Below are 20,196 nucleotides of genomic sequence, written 5' to 3'. Positions count from 1 at the left end.
TCTCCCCCTTGCGGGGAGAGGGTGGCGCGCAGCGCTGGGTGAGGGGGTCTCTCCACCCGAGCGCAAACCGCCGCTGCGCTCGCGAGGGAGACCATCCCCGCCCCCGACCCACGCGAGAGAACGGCCCCGCACCCTGAAGATGCGGGGCCGTTCTCCCCTGATGAAGGACGGGCCGACGGTCGGATCGTCCCGCCGCTAGTGCTGGTGCTGAGGCTCTGCCGCGCCCTCCCGTCGGGCGCGCTCCGCGAGCGCCTCCCGCTCGGCCGCCTCGCGCGACTTGCGGGTCTCCACGTCCTCGAAGGGGGAGAGGATCGTCTCCCACAGCGTTCGCGACGACTTCCCTTCGAGCACGCGCTTGTACACGTCGTTGTAGACCTGCCTGTTCATTGCCGCCTCCGGTCCGGGGGAAGGAGGGATCGCGGATCAGGGAACGCATGCCGCAAGTCCTGCGCCCATCCAGCGGCAGATCTCCGCGCCCGGCTCCCGCCCTGCTACGCCACCCGGACCGGGGTGCGGAGGAGCGCCTCCAGCTCGCCCGCGCGGTGCTCCGCGGTGTGCTCCGCGAGGATGCGCGCCCGCGCCGCCTCGCCGATGGCGCGCCGGTCGTCCGGGTGCGTGCCGCGCACCACCTCCACCACCTCGTCGGTGCTCTCCGGCAGGAGGATCTCCCGCCCCGGGGTGAAGAATCGCTCGATCCCGGGCCAGCGGTCGGAGATCATGGCCGCGCCGCACGCCGCCGCCTCGAAGAGCCGCACCGAGGGCGACCACCCCGCAGCCACCATGTCCGCGCGGGTGGCGTTGAGCTGCCATGCCGCGCTGGAGTAGAAGGCCGGGTGGAGCGAGGGGGGGAGGTGCGGGTTGTGCCGCACGTTCGCGGGCCAGCGGATCTCCTCCGGGTACTGCGGCCCCGCCACCATGAAGCGCCGCTCCGGGAGCCGCCGCGCCACGTCCACCAGGAAGCGCTCCACCACCGGCTGGCGGTCCGGCGCGTAGGTCCCCATGTACCCCAGCTCGCAAGCCAGCTCCGGGTCGGCCGCCACCGGGTGGTAGCGCTCCGGATCCACGGAGCAGTAGAGCGGCACCGCCTCGCGTGCGCCCAGCTCCCCCTCCAGCACCTCGTGCAGGAAGGGACCGCCGGTGAAGGAGAAGTAGCGGGTGAAGAGCGGGACCTGGTCCGCCCGGAGGTACTCGGCGCCGCCGCCGCGGAGCGCGGCCACCGTCACCGGCGTGTCGATGTCGTAGAAGAAGAGCGGGTCGACCGCCGCCGCGGCCAGGTCGTCCACCACCCGCCGCCCGTCCTTGACGTACGACCCCACCAGCGTGGCGTCCGCCTCCCGCGCTTCGGCAATCGCCTCCGCCGCGACCTCGTCCCAGTCGCGGTAGAGGACCAGGCGGCAGAACTCCGGCCGGGGGAAGTCGCGGTTGTCCGCGTACCAGGAGGCGTCCCACTCGTAGAACGTCACCTCGTGCCCCCGCGCCGCGAAAGCCCGCAGCAGCGCGCGGTAGGTGGTGGCGTGCCCGTTCCCCCAGCTCGACGAGATCGACAGGCCGAAGACGACCAGCTTCATGCGACGCTCTCCATCTCCACGGGGGCGCGCAGGATAGCGTCCAGGAGCCGCGCCCGCTGCCCGTAGGTGTGGTCGCGGAGCGCCCTCCGCCGCCCCGCCTCCCCGATGCGGCGCGCCGCCGCGTCGTCCGTCTCGCGCACCCGGCGCGCCACCTCCTCCGCGTCGCGTGCCACCAGGATCTCCTCCCCCGGCGCGAAGAACTCCTCGATCCCCTCCCAGGCGTCCGTCACCTGGCACGCCGCCGCCCCCGCCGCCTCGAACATCCGCGTGGCCGGCGACCAGCCGTTCTCCACCATGGACTCGCGGTGCACGTTGAGAACGAGGCGGGCCGCCGCGTTGACCTCGTTGTGGCGCGCCGTGGGGACGTGCCCCAGGTACTCCACGTTGGCGGGCATCGGCCGGTCGCCCCACCCCTCGCCACCCAGGGCGAAGCGCGCCTCCGGGCAGAGCGCCGCCGCGCGGAAGAAGAACTCGTCCACCCGCGCCTCGCGGTCCGGGAGCCGGTTCCCCATGAAGAGGATGTCCCAGCGCGGCGCGCCGGAGCGCTCCAGCGGGCGGTGCTCCTCCGGGTCCAGCGCGTTGTAGACCGGGGTGCACGCCTTCGCCCCCCGCCGCTCGTAGGCCGCCACCACCGGCGGCCCGCCGCCGTAGGTGAGGACGTGGTCGTAGCGCGGGATGCAGGCGACGAACGGGTCCGCCGCGTCCGCGGCGATGCGCCCCAGCGTGGCCGGGGCGTCCACGTCCAGGAAGGCGGTCCGCACGGCGCCCCCGCTCCGTTCCGCGACGGCCGCCTCCAGCTCCGCGTCCCACACCCCCACGCCGCTGCACTTGACCACCCAGTCGCTCGCGGCGAAGGCCTCCTCCATGCGTGCGTCCCGCTCCGCCTCGCTCCGGTAGACGACCACGCGCGCGTACTCCGGGTCCTCCGCCAGGTCGCGGTTCTGCTGGCGCCCGTAGGCGTCCGGCTCGCAGAAGGTGACCTGGTGCCCCAGGGCGTGCAGGGCGCGGATGAGCCCGCGGTAGTAGGTGGCGGCGCCGTTCCAGTACGACGAGACGAGCGACGAGCCGAAGAAGGTCAGGTGCATGCAGCCTCCGCAGAAGTCGTGGTGCCCGCGCTCCCCGCCGCCCCCAGCTCCTCCACGATCTCCAGGAGCTGCGCTGCGCGGTGGTCGCAGGTGTGTCGCGCGAGGATCGTCTCCAGGCCGCGCGCCGCCTGCTCGGCCCGCGCGTCGTCGTCGGTGCAGAAGCGGTGCAGCCGCTCGGCCATCTCCGTCGGCGTCGCGGCCACCGCATAGTCGCCGGGGCGGAACAGCCCTTCCGCGTCCAGCCAGGGCGCGGAGACCAGCGGGATCCCGCAGGCCAGCGCCTCGAAGACGCGGATGGTGGGGATCCCCGCCAGCGCCTGCACGTACGCGCGCCGGGGGACGTGCAGCGTCGCCCGCGAGGCCGCGAAGACCTCCGGCACGCAGAGCGAGGGCGCCCAGCCGCGGAACTCCACCCCCGCGTCCTGCAGCTCCGCCAGCGCGTACTCAGGGTAGCGGACGCCGTGGGCCACCCAGCGCAGCTCCGGGAAGCGCCGCGCCGAGTCCAGCCAGAAGGAGCGCAGCTCCTCGGTGCGCTCCTCGTCGCCCCAGTTGCCGATCCAGACCACGTCCTGCGTCTTCGGGCGGTCCAGCGGGCGGAAGCGGAGGTGGTCCGCGGCCTCGTGGAAGGTCCAGGCCCGCTCCACGGCGAAGCGCTCGCGGTACACGTCGCGGAGCACGTCGCCGAAGGCCAGGACGCCGTCGTAGGCGCCCAGGTGGAAGCGGGCGATCGTCTCCGGCTGGCTCCAGGGGCGGTGGTGCGTGTCGTGGAAGATGCGCAGCGCGCTCCCCGGGACCACGTCCGCCAGGGTGTTGACCACGTGCGGCTCGTTCCACTCGTGGACCAGCACCACGTCCGCGTCGGCGGTGGCCGCGCGCAGCGTCTCCGCGAGCGCGGGGCCCTCCTGCGCGTCGTAGGAGCGGACCTCGATCTCGGGGTACCCCCGCGCGAACTCCACCACCGGGCCGATCCCGTGGTCGGCGAGGAGGTTTTCCAGCGACCAGGCGCGGCGCGGCTCCCAGCTGGTGACCGCGTGCCCCATCCGCGTGAGCGAGCTCATCAGCCCGCGGAGGAAGTGCGCGTTGCCGTGGTTCCAGTCGGAGACGGCGCTGTGTACGAAGAAGACGAACCTCATGCGACGGACACCACCTTCTGCGGGGACACCCGGGAGGCGGCGTGCGCCGCGATCACGTCCTGGTAGAGCGCCGCGTACTCCGCGGCCATGCGCTTCGCGGTGTAGCGGCGGAGCGCCCGGGTGCGGGCCCCTGCGGCGAGCTTCGCGCACCGCTCCGGGTCGTGGCGGAGCTGGAGGATGGCGTTGGCGAGCGCCTCCGCGTCGCCCGCGGGGAAGAACACGGCGCACCCCTTCCACAGCTCGCGGAAGGAGCCGATGTCGCTGAGCACCAGCGCGCACCCGTGCAGCGCCGCCTCCAGCGGCGCCAGCCCGAAGGGCTCGTACAGCGAGGCGCCCACGTACACGGTCGCGCGGCCCAGCCACGCGTCCACCTCCGCCCGCTCCACCCGCCCGTGCGTCACCAGGTGCTCCGCGGTGAAGCGCTCCCCCTGCGGCGAGACCGTCTCCCCCAGGAGGTGCACCGGGGGCGCGGCGGCGCCCATCACGTCCCCCAGGATCCCCGCCGCCCGGTCCAGCACCCGCCCGCCCTTGGCGGGGTCCCACGCCCGCCCCGCCGAGACCACCAGCGCCCCGGCGCGCAGCGGGGGCTCCCCCACCGGGGCCTGCACGCCGTTGTGGACCACCCGGTCCGCCGCGCGCCCGAAGTGCCGCCGCACCAGCTCCGACTGGTAGGCGGTGGGCGTGACGACCGCGTCCGCGGCGGCGATCCCCGCGCGCACCCACCGCTCGTATGGCGCGAACTCCGCGGGCGCCGCCTGGCCCAGCGTCTCCCCGAACCAGGAGAGCACGTCGCTGTGCACCGCCAGCAGCACCGGCGCGGCGAACTTCTCCGCCGCATACGCCATCTGGTTGAGGTGGACCACGTCCGCCTCCCAGAGCTCCGCGGTGCGCCGCAGCCACGCCCCCGCCGCGGCCACGTCCTCCGCCGCGTCCGGCATCCACTCCAGCCGGTAGCGGCGCCAGGTCACCTCCACGCCCACGGGGAGGTGCGCCAGCCGCTCGTCGCGCGGCTCGCCCAGCACGGCCACCAGCACCTGGTGCCCGGCGTGGTGCAGCTCGCGCGCGAGGGTCACGGTGTGGTCCCACACCCCGCCCACCGTGTCGGTGGAAAGGAAGATCCTCATGTGGGCACCCAATGCCGAAGAGAAAGGGCGCAGATCAAGGCGCGCGAGGAGGGGCGACCGAGGCGTACGTCGTTGTACGCCGCAGGGAGCCCCGACGAGCAGCAACGCAGAGATGCGCCCTTTATCGATGGCATTCTCACCTTCGGTAGATGCGGTCCAGGACCTCCGCCACCTCCACCAGCCGCTCGGCGGCGGGGTCGAAGCGCTCGCCGGCGGCCAGCCGCTCCGCCCAGTCCGCCGCGGCGCGTCCGCCCCACTCGTCCGGCGGCGTGGCGAGCGTCTCGCGGGCGGTGCCGCGGAAGCGCTCGGCGGTGAAGTCGTAGAAGGAGCCGTTCACGTTGCTCAAGCGCGCACCGCCCCCGGTGCCGTAGAAGTCGGCCGAGATCACCGCGTCGCACCCCGCCTGCAGGCGCCAGGAGCAGGCGAGCCGCACCGCCGCACCTGTTCCCAGCTCCAGGGTGGCCACCGCGTAGTCCTCGCACCGGTCCGGATCGGCGCCCAGCGGCTCGCCCCCCGAGAACAGCTTCCCGGAGACCTCCTCCACCGCGGGGAAGCCCAGGGTCCAGAGCGCCAGGTCCACCAGGTGGACGCCCAGGTCCATGACGCACCCGCCGCCGGAGAGCGCCGGGTCGTAGAACCAGGGCTTGTCCGGCCCGTAGGCGTTGTGGAAGACGAGGTCCACCGCGTAGATCCGCCCCAGCTCGCCGGAGTCCACCACCTCGCGGATGCGCCGCATCCCCTTGGTGAAGCGGTAGGAGAGGTCCACGGCCAGCAGCCGGTCCGCGGCGCGCGCGGCGTCCACCACCCGCCGCACCTCCTCCGCGGTGCGCCCCAGCGGCTTCTGGCAGAACACCGCCACCCCGCGCTCCAGCGCCCGGATGGACTGCTCCGCGTGCAGCGCGCTGGGCGTGGCGATCACCACCCCGTCGACGCCCGCGTCCAGCAGGTCGTCCAGCGACCCCACCCGCTCCGCGCCGGGCGCGAGCTTCCCCGCCTCCGCGGCCATCTCCGGCGACGGGTCGGCGATGGCGGCCACCTCCGCCGCGCCGGTGCGGACGATGGCCTCCATCCGGTGCCGCCCGATCCAGCCCACGCCGAGGAAGCCGAGGCGCGGACGGTCGGTCAAGGGCACCACGGCGGATTCGTCGAGCAGGACCTGTGTCATCAGGGGATCACGAGCGCTTTGAGAAACCCGTCGGGCCGGTCGCGGGTGGCGTTGAGCGCGTCGTCCAGCCGGTCGAGCGGGAAGGTGTGCGTGTAGAGGGGGGTCGGGTCCAGGCGGCCGCTGGCGACGGCGTCCACGGCCTCGCGGATCCCCTGGACGTAGACCTTCGGGTCGCGCTCGTGGGCGTTGATCACGTCCAGGCCGCGCCAGTTCCAGAGCCACATGTTCACCTGCCGCGGCCCGTCCTGGTGGTAGCCGGCCACGATCAGCCGACCGCGCTCCCGGGTCAGCTCCGCGGAGAGGTCGAGCGGCCACTGCTTGCCCACGGCCTCGATCACGCGGTCGCAGAAGACGCCGCCAGTGAGATCCTTCACCCTTTCGATGATCCGATTGTGGTCGTCCATCGGGATCGTCTCGGCGGCGCCCATCCCGCGGGCCACCTCCAGCGAGAAGGGGCGCCGGGAGACGGCGATCACACGCGCGCCGGCGTCGGTGGCGAGCCGGGTGAGGATGGCGCCCAGGAAGCCGATCCCCACGATGGCGACCGTCTGCCCGGCCCGGATCTCGCTGCGGCGGAAGATGTTCATGGCGCACCCCAGCGGCTCGCCCGGGAAGGGCTGCCCCGCCAGGGAGTCCGGGAGCGGCACCACGGCGTCCGCGTCCGCCAGGTCGTACTCCGCGTACGACCGGTAGGAGAGCGCCGCCACGCGCTGGCCCACGGAGACGGTGTCCACGCCGTCGCCGACGGCGTCCACCACGCCCCACCCCTCGTGCCCCAGGTCGCCGGGCTGGGTGGGGAACTGCATCCACTCCGGCCCGGCCCACGGCGTCAGGTTGGAGGCGCAGACGCCGCACCCCTCCAGCCGCACCCGCACCTGCCCCGGCCCGGGCTCGGGGACCTCCACCTCTTCCATCCGCACCTGCCCCGGCGCGGCGACCACGGCAGCCCGCATCGTCCCCGTCGCGGCGAGCACGCTCACGGCGCCACCTTCGCCATCGCGGGACGCGCCCCCACCCGGGCCCCGGCGCTCAGCGGGAGCACCGGCGTGGTCAGGTCCGCGTCGTGCAGCCACGCCACGAGCCGCTCCAGCCCCTCCTCCCACCCCACCGTCTGGTTCCACCCCAGCGCCCTTTCCGCCTTGGCCGTGTCGGACACGTACACCCGCTGGTCTCCCGGCCGCCAGTCCGACATGAGGACGGGGACGTCCGAGTCGGCGATCTCCCGCAGCCGGTCGATGACGCCGCGCACGGACACGGCGTTCTCCGCCCCGCCGCCCAGGTTGAACACCTCGCCGGAGACGGTGTCGATGCGGGCCATGGCCTCGCGCATGGCGCGCACCAGGTCCTCCACCCAGAGGATGTCGCGCACCTGGCAGCCGTCGCCGTACACCGTGATGGGCTCCCCGCCCAGGATGGAGCGGGCGAAGTGCGCCACCCACCCCTGGTCCTCCGTCCCGAACTGGCGGGTCCCGTAGATGCAGCTCATCCGGAACACCACCGTGGGGAGCCCGAAGATGCGGGCGTAGTCGCGGACGTACTGGTCCGCGGCTCCCTTGGAGCAGCCGTACGGAGAGTGGAAGTCGAGCGGCGCCGCCTCGCTCACCCCCCGGCGGCCGTCGGCGTAGCGGTAGGCCTCGCCGTGCAGCTCCGTCCGCACCTCCTCCATCCCCCCGTACACCTTGTTGGTGGAGGTGAAGAGCACCGGCGGCGGAACGTGCATGGAGCGCGCCGCCTCCAGCACGTTGAAGGTGCCGATGACGTTGGTCTCCAGGTCCAGCGCCGGATCCTCGAGCGAGGTGGTCACCGCCACCTGCGCCGCGAGGTGGTAGACCTGCTTCGCCCCCTGCACCAGGGCCCGGATCCGGTCCGCGTCGCGGACGTCGGCCTTCTCCACCCGCACCCGGTCGCCGTGCGTCTCCCGCAGCCAGCGCGCGTTGTGCTGCACCCCCGCGCGGGAGAGGTTGTCCGCGATCACCACCGGCTCACCGTCCGCCAGGAGCGCGTCGGCCAGGTTGCAGCCGACGAACCCCGCGCCGCCCGTGATCAGAGTGTACTCCCGCTTCCTCATCGTCTCCCCCTTCCTCACAGCGTGAGCCCACGCGCGGCGAGCTCCGCCGCATGGCGTTCGACCCCATCCTCGGGCCTCTCCTGCTCCTGGAGCCAGGCCACCAGGTCCCTCATCCCCTCTTCGAACGACACCTGCGGCTCGTATCCCATCGCCTCCCTCGCCCGGGAGATGTCCGCGAAACAGTTGCGTATGTCGCCCACACGGTAGCGGCCGGTCACCTGGGGTGCAACGTCCACGCCAAGCACCTGCGCGAGCGTGGACGCCACCTCGCGCACCGTGACCGGGTGCCCGGAGCCCACGTTGAGCGCCTGGCCCACCGCGCCCGGCTCCTCCGCGGCCAGGAGCAGCGCGCGGACGATGTCGTAGACGGAAACGAAGTCGCGCTTCTGCTCGCCGTCCTCGAAGATGAGCGGCGGCTCCCCGTTGAGCAGGCGCGAGCTGAAGATGGCCGCCACCCCCGTGTACGGGTTCGAGAGCGACTGGCGCGGCCCGTAGATGTTGAAGAAGCGCAGCGCCACGCTGGGAATCCCGTACGCCTCGCCGATCTGCAGGACCATCTTCTCCTGGTCCGCCTTGGTCAGCGCGTAGATGGAGGTGGGGTCCAGCGGCTTGTCCTCGTCGGTGGGGACGGGGCGCAGCGGGGCGCCGTCCGGGTCGCGCATCTCCCAGTCGTGCGCGCGCAGCCGGTCCGCGGAGCGCCGCGCGGCGGTGGGCTCGCGCCCGTCCTCGCGAATGTAGCGCCCCTCGCCGTAGATGGACATGGAGCTGGCGACCACCAGCCGCTGCAGCTCCATCTCCCGGTCCACCAGGGCCTGGAGGAGGTGCGCGGTGCCCATGGTGTTCGTTGCCGTGTAGTCGGCGATCTGGTACATTGACTGCCCCACGCCGACCGCCGCGGCCAGGTGGTAGACCACCTCCACGCCGCGCAGCGAGCGGTCCCAGGCGTCGCGGTCGCGCACGTCGCCCACCACCAGCTCGGCCTCCTCCGACAGCCAGGCCGGACGGCGCCGCTCGGGGCCGTGCACCTGGGGGTCCAGGTTGTCCAGGACCCGCACCCGGTCGCCCCGCGCGACCAGCGCATCCACCAGGTGGCTCCCGACGAACCCTGCCCCGCCGGTCACCAGGACGTTTCGTTCCGCCACTCCACACCTCCCTTCCGTTGATAACGTCGATCAAGCTCTGGAACGAGCCCAACAACCTCTCGCACTGGGACTTCCTGCTCGATCCGGGCTGGACGGTCTACGCCTCCATGGTCCGCGAGGCCGCCGCGGCCATCCGCGCGGCGGGCACCGCGGAACGCCTCCCCCTCGTGCTGGGGGGGATCTCCCCCATCGACCCCGGCTTCCTGCGCCGCATGCGCGAGCTGGGCGCGCTGAACGCGGTGGACGTGCTGGCCGTGCACGGCTTCCCGCTGGACTGGAACCTCTGGCCCGCGGAGGAGTGGCCGGCGAAGCTGGACGCCCTCCGGGCCGAGTTCGGCAAGCCGGTGTGGGTGACGGAGACCGGCGTCTCCTCGTTCGCGGCGGAGGAGACCGGCGCCTGGGGCCTGCGCCGCACGCGCGAGCTGCTCCGCGGGGAAAAGGTGTACTGGTACACCCTGCTCGACCTGGCCCCGGAGTACGAGGCCACCACCCGGCACAAGCAGGCGGAGGGGAGCTCGTACTTCCGGCACTTCCACTTCGGGCTGCTCCGCTGGAACGGCGTTCCCAAGCAGGCGCTGGAAGCGTACTCGCCGGAGTTCGGGATCTGCCAGTGGTTCCAGTACGGAGACGAGCGGTCCCTGGAGCTGGCGGTGCGCTGGTTCGAGCGCCTGGGCGTCCGCGAGGTCCGCACCGGCCTGAGCTGGGCCGAGAGCCACATCCCGGGCTCGGACGCGTGGTTCGACACGGTGATGTCGGCGCTGGAGCCGTACGACGTCTGCGTCACCCTCTGCTTCACCCCGCCCAGCCGCGGCGTGCGCGCCCACCACACCGCGCCCCCGCGCCGCCCGGAGGAGTTCGCGGAGTTCGCCGCGCGCATGGCCGCGCGCTACGCGGTCCCTCAGCTCGCCGGCGAGCAGAGGTAGACCTCCTCCGGTGAGGGGATCGCCGCGTTCATTGCTGCGTGGGGGAGAGGCGGGCGTCGTACTCGGCGGACCAGCGCTCCAGGCGCCGGTCCACCTCGTCGGCCCAGACGCCGGCGACCAGCCGCTGCGCCAGGCGGACGCCGAGCCGGATCGCGTGGGTCCGTGCCGCCTCCTCCTCGCACCCTTCGCGGAGGTGGCCGGCGGCTTCCATCTCGACCGCGAAGGCGAGGCGGTCGAGGTCCGTGAAAATCCTGCCGCGGAGCGATGCTGCTTCAGGTGCTTCGTCTGGCGACGGATGGCTCAGCATGACGACTCCGGCAACGGACGGTCGGTTGTGAAAAACGGTCGTATTGTGCGTACCGTACATAGTTGCACAACAACCCGCCAAGCAACTCCCGTGCCGGCCGCACCCGCGACTTCTCCAGGCATTGCCTGAGTTTTTGCGCAGATCCCATGTAGAACCCGCTGGATCGGCGCCGGAGCGCCGCCTCCGCGGCCGCCGAAGGGGCGCTTCCGCCCGCTGGACGCACAAGATGGGCGCTTCCGCCATGCTCCGCCAGACGCGCGGCGGGATGGCGGGAAGCATGGCCTCCGACCACGACTTCCGCGCGTTGACACCCCCGGACCGGGTGGGTAGTGTTGAGGGCCGGAACCCGCCGGCACGCACGTCCCACCCGCATCCGCCACGATGAAGGATCTGGTCACGCTCCGCGTCAACGGCGACACGCACGAATCCGCGGTCCCCACGCACTGGACGCTGCTGGAGACGCTCCGCTACGCGCTGGGGCTCACCGGTTCCAAGCAGGGGTGCGACAAGGGGGACTGCGGCGCCTGCACCGTGTGGCTGGACGGCGTCCCCACGCTGTCGTGCATCACCCCCGTCTGGGAAGCGGCCGGGCGCGACGTGACCACGGTGGAGGGGCTGGTGGGGCTCCGCACCGCCCCCGGCGTCCCGCACCCGCTGCAGGACGCCTTCGACGTGTGCGGCGCGGCGCAGTGCGGCTTCTGCACCCCCGGGATCCTGATGAGCGCGGCCGCCCTGCTGGAGGAGAACCGGGCCCCTACCCGCGACGAGGTGAAGGAGGCGCTCGCGGGGAACCTGTGCCGCTGCACCGGCTACACCAAGATCCTGGACGCGGTGGAGCTTGCGGCGGCGCGGTTCCGGGGCGAAGCGATGCAGCCGGCCGAACAGGAGGCAGCCCGATGAGCAACGAGCCACGCGACCCGCTCGCCCCCGGCGATGACGTCGAGCTGGAGAGCGCCCGCGGCGGCGTCCCCGCCGACCAGCCCGAGGTGGCCGAGCGCGGCACGCCGGTGGAGGACCACGCCCCCTCGCACGCGGGGGAGCGGGTGCCGGTGTACGGCGATCGCGAGGAGAAGGCGCGGCCGCTGCGCTTCCTCGGCCAGCGGCGGCGCAAGGCCGACGGGCTGGAGAAGTCGGTGGGGCGCGCGCGCTACACCGACGACATCTCGCTCCCGGGGATGCTGCACGGGAAGATCCTCCGCTCGCCGCACCCGCACGCGCGCATCCTCGCCATCGACGCGTCGGAGGCGCTCGCGCTCCCCGGCGTGCGCGCGGTGGTCACGGGCGAGGAGATGCCCATCCCCTTCGGGATCATCGTCTGGACCCCGGACGAGCAGGCGCTCGCCACCGACCGGGTGCGCTACATCGGCGACGCGGTGGCGGCGGTCGCCGCCGTGGACGAGGACACCGCCAACCGCGCCCTGGAGCGGATCCGGGTGGCGTACGAGGTGCTGGAGCCGATCCTGGACCCGGAGGAGGCCGCGCGCCGGACCGACGTGCAGATCCACGAGGCGAAGAAGCCCGGCCACAACGGCAACATCTCCAAGATCGTGAAGCTGGAGTTCGGGGAGGTGGACGAGGGGCTCCGCGCCTCCGACGTGGTGGTGGAGGGGGAGTACTTCTTCGAGGGGACCACCCACGCGCCCATCGAGCCGCACTGCGCCATCGGGCAGTGGGAGGAGGGGGGCGCGCCGGGGGGCCGGCTCACCGTCTGGTCGTCCACCCAGGTCCCGCACTACCTGCACCGCGAGCTGTCCAAGGTGCTGGAGCTGGACCCGGCCAAGGTGCGGGTGATCCAGCCGCACGTGGGCGGCGGCTTCGGGGGGAAGAGCGAGCCCTTCGACCTGGAGTTCTGCGTCGCCAAGCTGGCGATGAAGACGGGGCGCCCGGTGAAGATCCTCTACACCCGCGAGGAGGTCTTCTACGCCCACCGGGGGCGGCACCCGTTCCTGATGAAGTACCGCGTGGGCGCCACCGCGGACGGGAAGCTCAAGGCGGTGGACGCGCGGACGCTCCTGGACGGCGGCGCGTACTCGTCGTTCGGGCTGGTGACCACGTACTACTCCGGGCAGCTCCTCGCCGCCCCGTACGAGATCCCGGCGTACCGCTTCGACTCCACGCGCGTCTTCACCAACAAGCCGGCGTGCGGACCCAAGCGCGGACACGGGAGCGTGCAGCCGCGGTTCGCCTTCGAGGTGTCGCTGGACAAGCTGGCCGAGCGGCTGGGCCTGGACCCCATCGAGCTGCGCCGCCGCAACTTCATGGGGAGCTTCCGCCGCACCGTGAACGAGCTGCGGGTGACCTCCAACGGCTTCATGGAGTGCCTGGACCGGGTGGAGCGCGCCAGCGGCTGGAAGGACAAGTTCCGTAAGATGGGACCCGGACGCGGCGTGGGCGTGGCGGGGTCGTGCTACATCTCGGGGACCAACTACCCCATCTACCCCAACCGGATGCCCCAGTCCGCGGTGCAGCTCCAGGTGGACCGCTCCGGGCGGATCGCGGTGTTCTCCGGCGCCTCGGACATCGGGCAGGGCTCCACCTCGCTGGTGGCGTACATCGTCTGCGAGGAGCTGGGAGTGCCGCTGGACTACGTCCGCGTCCTCCCCTCCGACACCGACTTCACCCCGGTGGACCTGGGGAGCTACTCGTCGCGCGTCACCTTCATGCTGGGGAACGCCTGCGTGGACGCGGCGCGGAAGCTGAAGGCGCTGGTGCAGGACGCGGTGGGCGAAGCGTGGGAGATCCCGGCGAAGCGCGTCCTCCTGGCCGGCGGGCTCGCCATGGACGGCCAGGACACCGGGCGGAGCATGCCGATCGTCGAGGCGTTCAACCTGGCCGAGGCAAAGCACGGGACGCTCGGCTCGGTAGGGTCGTACAACACCCCGCGCGACGTGCACGGCGAGTACCGCGGCGGCACCATCGGCGCGAGCCCGGCCTACTCCTTCACCGCGCACGTCGCCGAGGTGGAGGTGGACCCGGAGAGCGGCTTCGTGGAGGTGAAGACGATCTGGGTGGCGCACGACTGCGGGCGCGCCCTGAACCCCACCATCGTCGAGGGGCAGATGGAGGGCTCCGCCTACATGGGCTTCGCCGAGGCGCTGATGGAGCAGCACGTCTTCAAGGACGCCGAACACGGCCGCGCCGGGCTGCACAACGCCCCGTCGCTCCTGGACTACCGGATCCCCACCTCGCTGGACACGCCGGAGCTCCACTCGCTGATCGTGGAGTCCATCGACCCCGAGGGCCCGTACGGCGCCAAGGAGGCGGGGGAGGGGCCGCTGCACCCCTCCATCCCCGCCATCGCCAACGCCATCTACGACGCCGTGGGGGTGCGGATCGACGCGCTCCCCTTCTCCCCGCCGCGCGTCTGGCGCGCGCTGCAGGGGATGGGCGTGCGCCGGGACGAGGAGGGGGGGCGGGAGCTGGTCGCGGCGGATTGAGACAGCGCGCGTCCTTCCGGAGAACGCCCGAGCAGTCGCCTTTCTGTGGAAAGAAAACCGAAAGTTCTGGCCGCCATGGCGCATCCGGACGACGCAGAGTTCCTCTGCGCGGGCACCCTGCGCCTGCTGGTGAACCAGGGATGGGAGCTGCGGTGCGTCACCCTGAGCGGCGGCGACCTGGGAGCGCCGGCAGGCACCCGGGAGGCGATCCGGGAAACCCGCCTCGTCGAGGCGGACAGCGCCGCCCGGGTGCTGGGCGGCACCTATGCCTGGGCCGGGTTGGACGACCTCTCCATCCACTACTGCCCGGAGCAGCTGGAGAGTGTGACGGAGGCACTACGCCGATTCACCCCGGACCTTGTGATCACGCACTCGCCGGACTGCTACATGCTGGACCACGAGGAGACCTCGAAGCTCGTGCGCATGGCCTGCTTCGCCGCCGGGGTCCCTCTCTTCGCGAGCCGGACCGGCGCGACCGGCAAGGGGGTGCCGGCCCTCTACTACGCCGATGCTCTCGAAGGGAAGGACAAGTTCGGCGATCCGGTCATGGGTGACTTCTGGATCGACGTCGGTTCGGTCTTCGAGGTCCGGCAGGAGGCTCTGGCCTGCCACGCCAGCCAGCGGGAGTGGCTCCGCTCCCATCATGGGGCGGACGACTACCTGGAGGCCAACCAGCGGTTCGCCCGCGAGCAGGGTGATCGCTGCGGCGTGAGGTACGCCGAAGGCTTTCGCCAGCACCTGGGGCACGGCTATCCGCAGAGGAACGTGCTGGGCGAGGCGCTCGCAGGGTTCCTGAGGCGCAACTCGACGTAGGCCGCGGAGAGCCGAACCCATGCCACGCAAGCTCAGCAAGATCGCTCCGGGGTGGTGGGATTACACCACCCTCGACTCGGACATCATCAACGACGCGGCCAGGCTCTCGGCCAGGGACCTGGAACAGCTCGGACGTCCCGGCTTCCGTGTCGTGATGTACGACACGCTGGAGCAGTTCTTCCTTGCCGAAGCACTGGAATACGTCACCGCCTGGCGGCAGTCGACCGCGAGTGATCCCGTCGGGATCTGCGGTCCCATCGGGCCGACCGAGCAGCTCCCGCTCGTCGCGCAGCTGGTGAACGACCTGGGCATCTCGCTCAGGGACGCGCACTTCTGGGGGATGGACGAGTGGTTCCTGGAAGGGACGGAGGCGCCGGAGGATCACCCGCTCTCCTTCGCCCGCGCCGACCGGGAGCTCTGCTTCGACCGCATCCGCCCGGAGCTGGCCATGCCGCGGGAGAACCTCCACTTTCCCAAGGCGGCGCCCGGCGAGTACGAGGCCGCCTGGGGCTTCGTGCGGTGCGCCGTGATGCAGGGCGGGCAGGGGGAGGTGAAGCACTGGGCGTTCAACGACCCGGTGAAGCGGGAGGGCGAGTACCAGGAGCGCCCGCCCACGCCCGAGGAGTACCGCCAGCTCGGCACCCGGGTGGTCGAGCTGCATCCGCTCACCCTGATCCAGAACGCCCGTACCTCGGGGGGCGGCAACATCCCGCTGGTCCCCTCGCACGCGGTCACGGTGGGTCCCCGGGAGACCTGGAAGGCGGAGAAGGTGTCGATCTGGCACCCCGGCCACCACGACAACCCGCTCGGCATCCGGCTCACGGCGCTGATGATCTCCAAGGGAGTCCCGGATTCCTCGGTCCCCATGTCGCTGCTGGCCGACCACCCGAACGTGCAGTTCAACTACTATCGCGGGGGCATCGGCACCTGCGAGACGGAGATGCATTGAGGGGAGGGCGGAGGTCAAGGGCCCGGGACATCCACCGCATCCGCTACGGCGTCATCCATGAGCGGGTGCTCCATACGCCGGAGCCGCGTATCGGCGCCCTACTCGAGGATTCACTGGACCGGGCTGCGCGAAGTCTCGGAATCGAGTCGGAGCGCAGCCGTTGGTCTGCGTGGGTCCGTGCGCTGCGCCGACTCTTCGGGCGTGCTCCCCGGATGCCAGCGAGCACGTGACGGCCCGCCGCCGAACGGAAGGAAGCGCTGCAGGCGGCCTGGACGCGTTCAGGAGGAGTCATGGACGAGGACCTCGATCGGATGTCACGCGAGGAGCTCATCGCGGAGGCAAAGAGGCTGCGGCAGGGGATTCGTGCACACCGCGACAGCACCGGCCACGAGCTCTGCTGGCACCACCCGGCGCTCTGGGGTTTGTTGCCGGAGCAGCAGGACCCGCAGCCGACTGTTCCCGATTGGCCGGAGTTTCTTCGGGGCTGCATCCGCTACCGCCAGTCGCTCGATGAACAATTGCCCGACATACCTCGCTCACACGAGGAACACCGGGAGCAGCAATCTTAGGCTGGGGCCGGGTGAAACCCGCCGGTTCCGGCTGGAGATCGGCGTAGAGGCGGCGCAGGGATAGGAAGTCCGTTCCTTCGAACCCGGGAACAGAAAGGTCTATGAGCGTGAGCGCGCGCCTGAACCGCCTCTTCGATGGGAAGTCCGGACGGTGCTTCGACGTGGCTATCGACCACGGCTTCTTCAACGAGCTCTCCTTACCTCAAGGGAATCGAGGACATCGCTCGAGCCATCCGGGTCGTCGTGGAAGCGGCTCCCGACGCCATCCAGCTGACGGTGGGGCAGGCCCGGCACCTGCAGGGCATCCCCGGCAGGGAGAAACCCTCCCTCGTGCTTCGCACCGACGTGGCCAACGTATACGGGACCGACCTACCCTGCACCCTCTTCAGCCGGATGATCGAGGCCCCGGTGGAGCAGGCCCTCCGCCTGGACGCCGCCTGTGTCGTCGTCAACCTCTTTCGCATCCCCGACCAGCCGGAAGTCACCGACCAGTGCATCCAGAACATCCTGCGGATCAGGCCGGAGTGCGACCGCTACGGCATGCCGCTGATGATCGAGCCACTGGTGTTCCAGCCCAATGAGAAGGCCGGGGGCTACATGGTGGACGGGGACGAGGACAAGATCATCCCCCTGGTACGCCAGGCGGTGGAGCTGGGCGCCGACATCGTCAAGGCGGATCCGACGAGCGATCCCTCTCTTTATCACCAGGTGGTCCAGATCGCCGGCGACGTGCCCGTCCTGGTCCGCGGGGGCAGCCGGGCGACGGACGAGGAGATCCTGCAGCGCACGGAGGAGCTGATCCGGCAGGGCGCCGCCGGAATCGTGTACGGGCGCAACATCATCCAGCACCCGAACCCGGCCGGCATGACACGCGCCCTCATGGCGATCGTCCATGAAGGCATGAGCGCCGGCGATGCTGCCCGGTTCCTGCCATGAGGACGGTCAGGGTGGGGATCGTCGGCGGCGGGCTGATGGGCAGGGAGGTGGCCAGCGCCATCGGGCGCTGGTTCGCTCTGGAGGACTACCCCGTCCACCTGGAGCTGGTGGCCGTCTGCGACCTGCAGGAGAAGCTCCTCGACTGGTTCAGGAAGGTCCCGACGGTCCGGCAGCTGACCCGCGACCATGCCGAGCTGCTGGCCAACCCGGAGGTGGACGTCGTTTACGTCGCCGTGCCTCACGATCTGCACGAGAGTCTCTACCTCGACGTGCTGCGGGCGGGGAAGGACCTCTTCGCGGAGAAGCCCTTCGGGATCGACCTCGGCGCCGCCGAACGCATCCGGGACGAGGCCGAAGAGCGGGGCCGGTTCGTGCGCTGCAGCTCGGAGTTCCCTTTCCTGCCGGGCGCACAGCGGGTCGTCGAGGCGGTACGGTCGGAGAGCCTGGGCAAGCTCCTGGAGATCCGCGCCGGGTTCCTCCATTCCAGCGATCTGGACCCGCAGAAGCCGATCAACTGGAAGCGACAGGTACGGAGCTGCGGAGAGATCGGGGTGATGGGCGACCTGGGGATGCACGTCGTCCACCTGCCGTTCCGGCTCGGGTGGAGACCGCAGTCGGTGTACGCGCAGCTGGTCAACATCGTCCAGGAGCGCCCCGACGGGAGGGGCGGGGTGGCGTCCTGCGACACCTGGGACAACGCCATCCTGCACACGACGGTGGACGCCGACGGCCTGCGGGTGCCGATGACGCTGGAGATGAAGCGCATCGCCCCGGGAGAGACCAACACCTGGTACGTCGAGGTGGCCGGAATGGAGGGCGGCGTCCGCTACGGCACCAAGGAACCGAAGACCCTTTGGACCTTTCGCCGGGACCGGGAGCAGTGGTGGCAGAAGACGGACCTGGGCTTTCAGACTCCGTTCAAGACCATCACCGGCGGCATCTTCGAGCCCGGCTTCCCCGACCTGATCCTGCAGATGTGGGCCGCGTTCATCGCCGAACGCGAGGGATTCCTCGGGGACCGGTTCGGCTGCGTCACGCCGGAGGAGGCCGTGGCCAGCCATGCGCTGTTCGCCGCGGCGCTGGAATCGCAGAGCGGGAACCAGGTGGTGAGCCTGGCGCATCCGTCATGACGGAGCAGAGGAGCGGAATCCTGGCCGGGGGCAACTGGATCGTCGACCGGGTCAAGATCATCGACCGATACCCGCAGCAGGACGGGCTGGCCCACATTCTGGAGCAGTCCAGCGGCAACGGAGGGTCTCCCTACAACCTGCTGAAGGACCTTTCCAGGCTGGGCGCCCCCTTCCCTCTCGCGGGGTTCGGCCGGGTGGGGGAGGACGAGGACGGGAGCTCCATCCTGGAGGACTGCCGGGCCAATGGAATCGATACCGCCCAGTTGCGGCGAACCGCGCAGGCCGCCACCTCGTACACCGAGGTGATGACGGTGAAGTCGACCGGCAGGAGAACGTTCTTTCACCAGCCGGGAGCCAACCGCCTGCTGGACGTCGGCGACGTCACCCTCGGCGCCTCCCGGGCCAGGATCTTCCACCTGGGTTACCTGCTCCTGCTGGAGGGACTGGATGAGGTGGGGACGGATGGGCGGACCGGGGCGGCCCGGTTGTTCCGGGAGGCGCAGTCCCTCGGGTTCAAGACCTCGGCCGACGTGGTGAGCGAGGACAGCGATCGCGTTCCCGCGGTCGTGAATCCCTCCCTCCCCGCGATCGACTACTTCTTTCTGAACGAGCTCGAAGCGGAACGGATCACCGCCGTCCCGACCCGCCGCGGACAGAGCGTCAGCTGGCGGGGGCTTTCCCGCGCCGCCGGGGTGCTGATCGACCGGGGCGTCCGCGAGCTCGTGTGCATCCACTCCCTGGAAGGTGTGCTGGCCCGGAGCGCCTCCGGCCGCGAGTACCGCCAGGCGAGCGTCGCCCTTCCGGGGGAGAGGGTGATCGGGGCGGTGGGAGCAGGCGACGCCTTCGCTGCCGGCGTGCTCTTCTGCCTCCACGAAGGCTCGGAGATCGAGGCTTGCCTCCGGCTGGGCGTTTGCGCTGCCGCTGCTTGCCTGTTCCATCCTGCCAGCTCGGAAGGTGTTCTGCCGTGGAACCAGTGCTTGCAGCTCGGCGAGACGTTTGGATTCCGGAGGTGACTCCCCCCGTGAATGACAGCGCGGCTTCGCAGGACCACGCCGGAGCCGCCCCACCTGAGGGGAACGGCGGCACGCCCGCGGGGTTGTAGACGGTGTCCCCGGTCGCGGATCCCGAACTCCCATGCGAAGACTCCCCCTCTTCCCGCTCCCTGTGGTGCTCTTCCCGGGCGCGCTCCTCCCGCTGCACGTCTTCGAACCGCGTTACCGGCAGATGATGGCCTACTGCCTGGAGAGGGACCGGCGCTTCGGGCTGGTCTACCACGACCCGGACCGCTTCGGACCGTTCGACACGGAGCCGGGGCGGGTGGGGTGCGTGGCCCGGATCGTCGAGTTCCAGCCCCTCCCGGACGGGCGCTCCCTGGTGCTCACGGAGGGGCTGGAGCGCTTCCGCATCGAGGACGGGATCGAGTCCGGCGCGCCGTACTTCGAGGCGCTGGTGGAGGAGTACCCGGACCTGGACGGGGCGCGGCGGGGGATCGTGCGGCGGCGGGAGGCCTCGGTGGAGCTCTTCCACCGGGTGCTGCAGGAGGCGCTCCACCACCCCGGCCCGCTCCCCCCCGTCAGCACCCGCCACGAGACCGCCTTCCGGCTCGCGCAGGCCGTCCGCATCGACCCGGCGTGGCAACAGGAGCTGCTGGAGACGCGGGGCGAGCGGGCGCGCCTGGACCGGCTGGACTTCCTCTTCCGGGCCATCCTGGACGGGGACGACCCACACGAAACCGACGACGAATGACCCGCTTCTTCCCGGACACCCGCACCCCGCTCTCGCGGCGGGAGCTGCTCCGCGGCGCGGCGGCGGCCGCCGCCGCGCTCGCCCTCCCCGCGCCCCTGGCC

The 20,196-nt window shown here is 71.5% G+C and carries 20 protein-coding genes; 10 read left to right on the top strand and 10 right to left on the bottom strand.

What is annotated here, in order from left to right; translation table 11 throughout:
* Nucleotides 1-195: 195 nt before the first annotated feature.
* From VGR37_16975 to VGR37_16935, 9 genes are all read right to left on the bottom strand, one after another.
* A complete protein-coding gene (locus VGR37_16975) occupies nucleotides 196-387 on the bottom strand; it encodes a hypothetical protein (GenBank protein ID HEV2149103.1) in 192 nt (63 codons plus the stop codon).
* Between the two features lie 104 nt (nucleotides 388-491).
* Entirely contained in the window at nucleotides 492-1,568 is a 1,077-nt protein-coding gene (locus VGR37_16970) for a glycosyltransferase (protein ID HEV2149102.1), read from the bottom strand.
* Nucleotides 1,565-2,653: a glycosyltransferase gene (locus tag VGR37_16965; protein ID HEV2149101.1), complete on the bottom strand. Its 1,089-nt coding sequence runs from the start codon at nucleotides 2,651-2,653 to the stop codon at nucleotides 1,565-1,567. Before VGR37_16965 ends, VGR37_16970 begins: the two co-directional genes overlap by 4 nt.
* Nucleotides 2,644-3,786, bottom strand: coding sequence for a glycosyltransferase (locus VGR37_16960; GenBank protein ID HEV2149100.1), 1,143 nt, complete (start codon nucleotides 3,784-3,786; stop codon nucleotides 2,644-2,646). The genes VGR37_16965 and VGR37_16960 overlap by 10 nt, the downstream gene beginning before the upstream one ends.
* A complete protein-coding gene (locus tag VGR37_16955; protein HEV2149099.1) occupies nucleotides 3,783-4,910 on the bottom strand; it encodes a glycosyltransferase family 4 protein in 1,128 nt (375 codons plus the stop codon). The genes VGR37_16960 and VGR37_16955 overlap by 4 nt, the downstream gene beginning before the upstream one ends.
* Nucleotides 4,911-5,046: 136 nt before the next feature.
* Nucleotides 5,047-6,075, bottom strand: a complete 1,029-nt coding sequence (locus tag VGR37_16950; GenBank protein HEV2149098.1) for a Gfo/Idh/MocA family oxidoreductase — start codon at nucleotides 6,073-6,075, stop codon at nucleotides 5,047-5,049.
* A complete protein-coding gene (locus VGR37_16945; protein HEV2149097.1) occupies nucleotides 6,075-7,055 on the bottom strand; it encodes a zinc-binding dehydrogenase in 981 nt (326 codons plus the stop codon). The genes VGR37_16950 and VGR37_16945 overlap by 1 nt, the downstream gene beginning before the upstream one ends.
* Nucleotides 7,052-8,143, bottom strand: coding sequence for a GDP-mannose 4,6-dehydratase (locus tag VGR37_16940; protein ID HEV2149096.1), 1,092 nt, complete (start codon nucleotides 8,141-8,143; stop codon nucleotides 7,052-7,054). The genes VGR37_16945 and VGR37_16940 overlap by 4 nt, the downstream gene beginning before the upstream one ends.
* Nucleotides 8,144-8,157: 14 nt before the next feature.
* Nucleotides 8,158-9,285, bottom strand: coding sequence for an NAD-dependent epimerase/dehydratase family protein (locus tag VGR37_16935; protein HEV2149095.1), 1,128 nt, complete (start codon nucleotides 9,283-9,285; stop codon nucleotides 8,158-8,160).
* 17 nt (nucleotides 9,286-9,302) lie between these two features.
* Here VGR37_16935 and VGR37_16930 point away from each other — a divergent pair, with 17 nt between their 5' ends.
* Nucleotides 9,303-10,208 carry a hypothetical protein gene (locus VGR37_16930; GenBank protein ID HEV2149094.1) on the top strand — a complete coding sequence of 302 codons (906 nt, stop codon included), beginning with the start codon at nucleotides 9,303-9,305 and terminating at the stop codon, nucleotides 10,206-10,208.
* A gap of 28 nt (nucleotides 10,209-10,236) precedes the next feature.
* Here VGR37_16930 and VGR37_16925 read toward each other — a convergent pair whose 3' ends face one another.
* Nucleotides 10,237-10,515: a hypothetical protein gene (locus VGR37_16925; protein HEV2149093.1), complete on the bottom strand. Its 279-nt coding sequence runs from the start codon at nucleotides 10,513-10,515 to the stop codon at nucleotides 10,237-10,239.
* Between the two features lie 381 nt (nucleotides 10,516-10,896).
* On the opposite strand from VGR37_16925, the gene VGR37_16920 reads away from it, so the two are divergent.
* The 9 genes from VGR37_16920 (at nucleotide 10,897) to VGR37_16880 (ending at nucleotide 20,095) form a co-directional block, all read left to right on the top strand.
* The gene (locus VGR37_16920) at nucleotides 10,897-11,415 is read left to right on the top strand and encodes a (2Fe-2S)-binding protein (protein ID HEV2149092.1); all 519 of its coding nucleotides are present in this window, start codon (nucleotides 10,897-10,899) and stop codon (nucleotides 11,413-11,415) included.
* Nucleotides 11,412-13,952, top strand: coding sequence for a xanthine dehydrogenase family protein molybdopterin-binding subunit (locus VGR37_16915; protein HEV2149091.1), 2,541 nt, complete (start codon nucleotides 11,412-11,414; stop codon nucleotides 13,950-13,952). The genes VGR37_16920 and VGR37_16915 overlap by 4 nt, the downstream gene beginning before the upstream one ends.
* A 75-nt stretch (nucleotides 13,953-14,027) precedes the next feature.
* Nucleotides 14,028-14,765 (top strand): PIG-L family deacetylase, encoded by a 738-nt coding sequence (locus tag VGR37_16910; GenBank protein HEV2149090.1) that lies wholly within the window; start codon nucleotides 14,028-14,030, stop codon nucleotides 14,763-14,765.
* A 19-nt stretch (nucleotides 14,766-14,784) separates the two neighbouring features.
* Nucleotides 14,785-15,714 carry a hypothetical protein gene (locus tag VGR37_16905; GenBank protein ID HEV2149089.1) on the top strand — a complete coding sequence of 310 codons (930 nt, stop codon included), beginning with the start codon at nucleotides 14,785-14,787 and terminating at the stop codon, nucleotides 15,712-15,714.
* A gap of 290 nt (nucleotides 15,715-16,004) precedes the next feature.
* Nucleotides 16,005-16,283 (top strand): hypothetical protein, encoded by a 279-nt coding sequence (locus VGR37_16900; protein HEV2149088.1) that lies wholly within the window; start codon nucleotides 16,005-16,007, stop codon nucleotides 16,281-16,283.
* A gap of 135 nt (nucleotides 16,284-16,418) precedes the next feature.
* Entirely contained in the window at nucleotides 16,419-17,219 is an 801-nt protein-coding gene (locus VGR37_16895; protein HEV2149087.1) for a hypothetical protein, read from the top strand.
* Complete coding sequence (locus VGR37_16890) at nucleotides 17,216-18,349, top strand: Gfo/Idh/MocA family oxidoreductase (GenBank protein HEV2149086.1); 1,134 nt, start codon at nucleotides 17,216-17,218, stop codon at nucleotides 18,347-18,349. The genes VGR37_16895 and VGR37_16890 overlap by 4 nt, the downstream gene beginning before the upstream one ends.
* Nucleotides 18,346-19,362, top strand: a complete 1,017-nt coding sequence (locus VGR37_16885) for a carbohydrate kinase family protein (protein ID HEV2149085.1) — start codon at nucleotides 18,346-18,348, stop codon at nucleotides 19,360-19,362. Before VGR37_16890 ends, VGR37_16885 begins: the two co-directional genes overlap by 4 nt.
* A 121-nt stretch (nucleotides 19,363-19,483) precedes the next feature.
* Complete coding sequence (locus VGR37_16880; GenBank protein HEV2149084.1) at nucleotides 19,484-20,095, top strand: LON peptidase substrate-binding domain-containing protein; 612 nt, start codon at nucleotides 19,484-19,486, stop codon at nucleotides 20,093-20,095.
* The last annotated feature ends 101 nt before the right edge of the window (nucleotides 20,096-20,196 follow it).

Source organism: Longimicrobiaceae bacterium, assembly GCA_035936415.1.
Taxonomy (GTDB): Bacteria; Gemmatimonadota; Gemmatimonadetes; order Longimicrobiales; family Longimicrobiaceae; genus JAFAYN01.
This window is presented reverse-complemented; position numbering and strand designations above follow the sequence as displayed.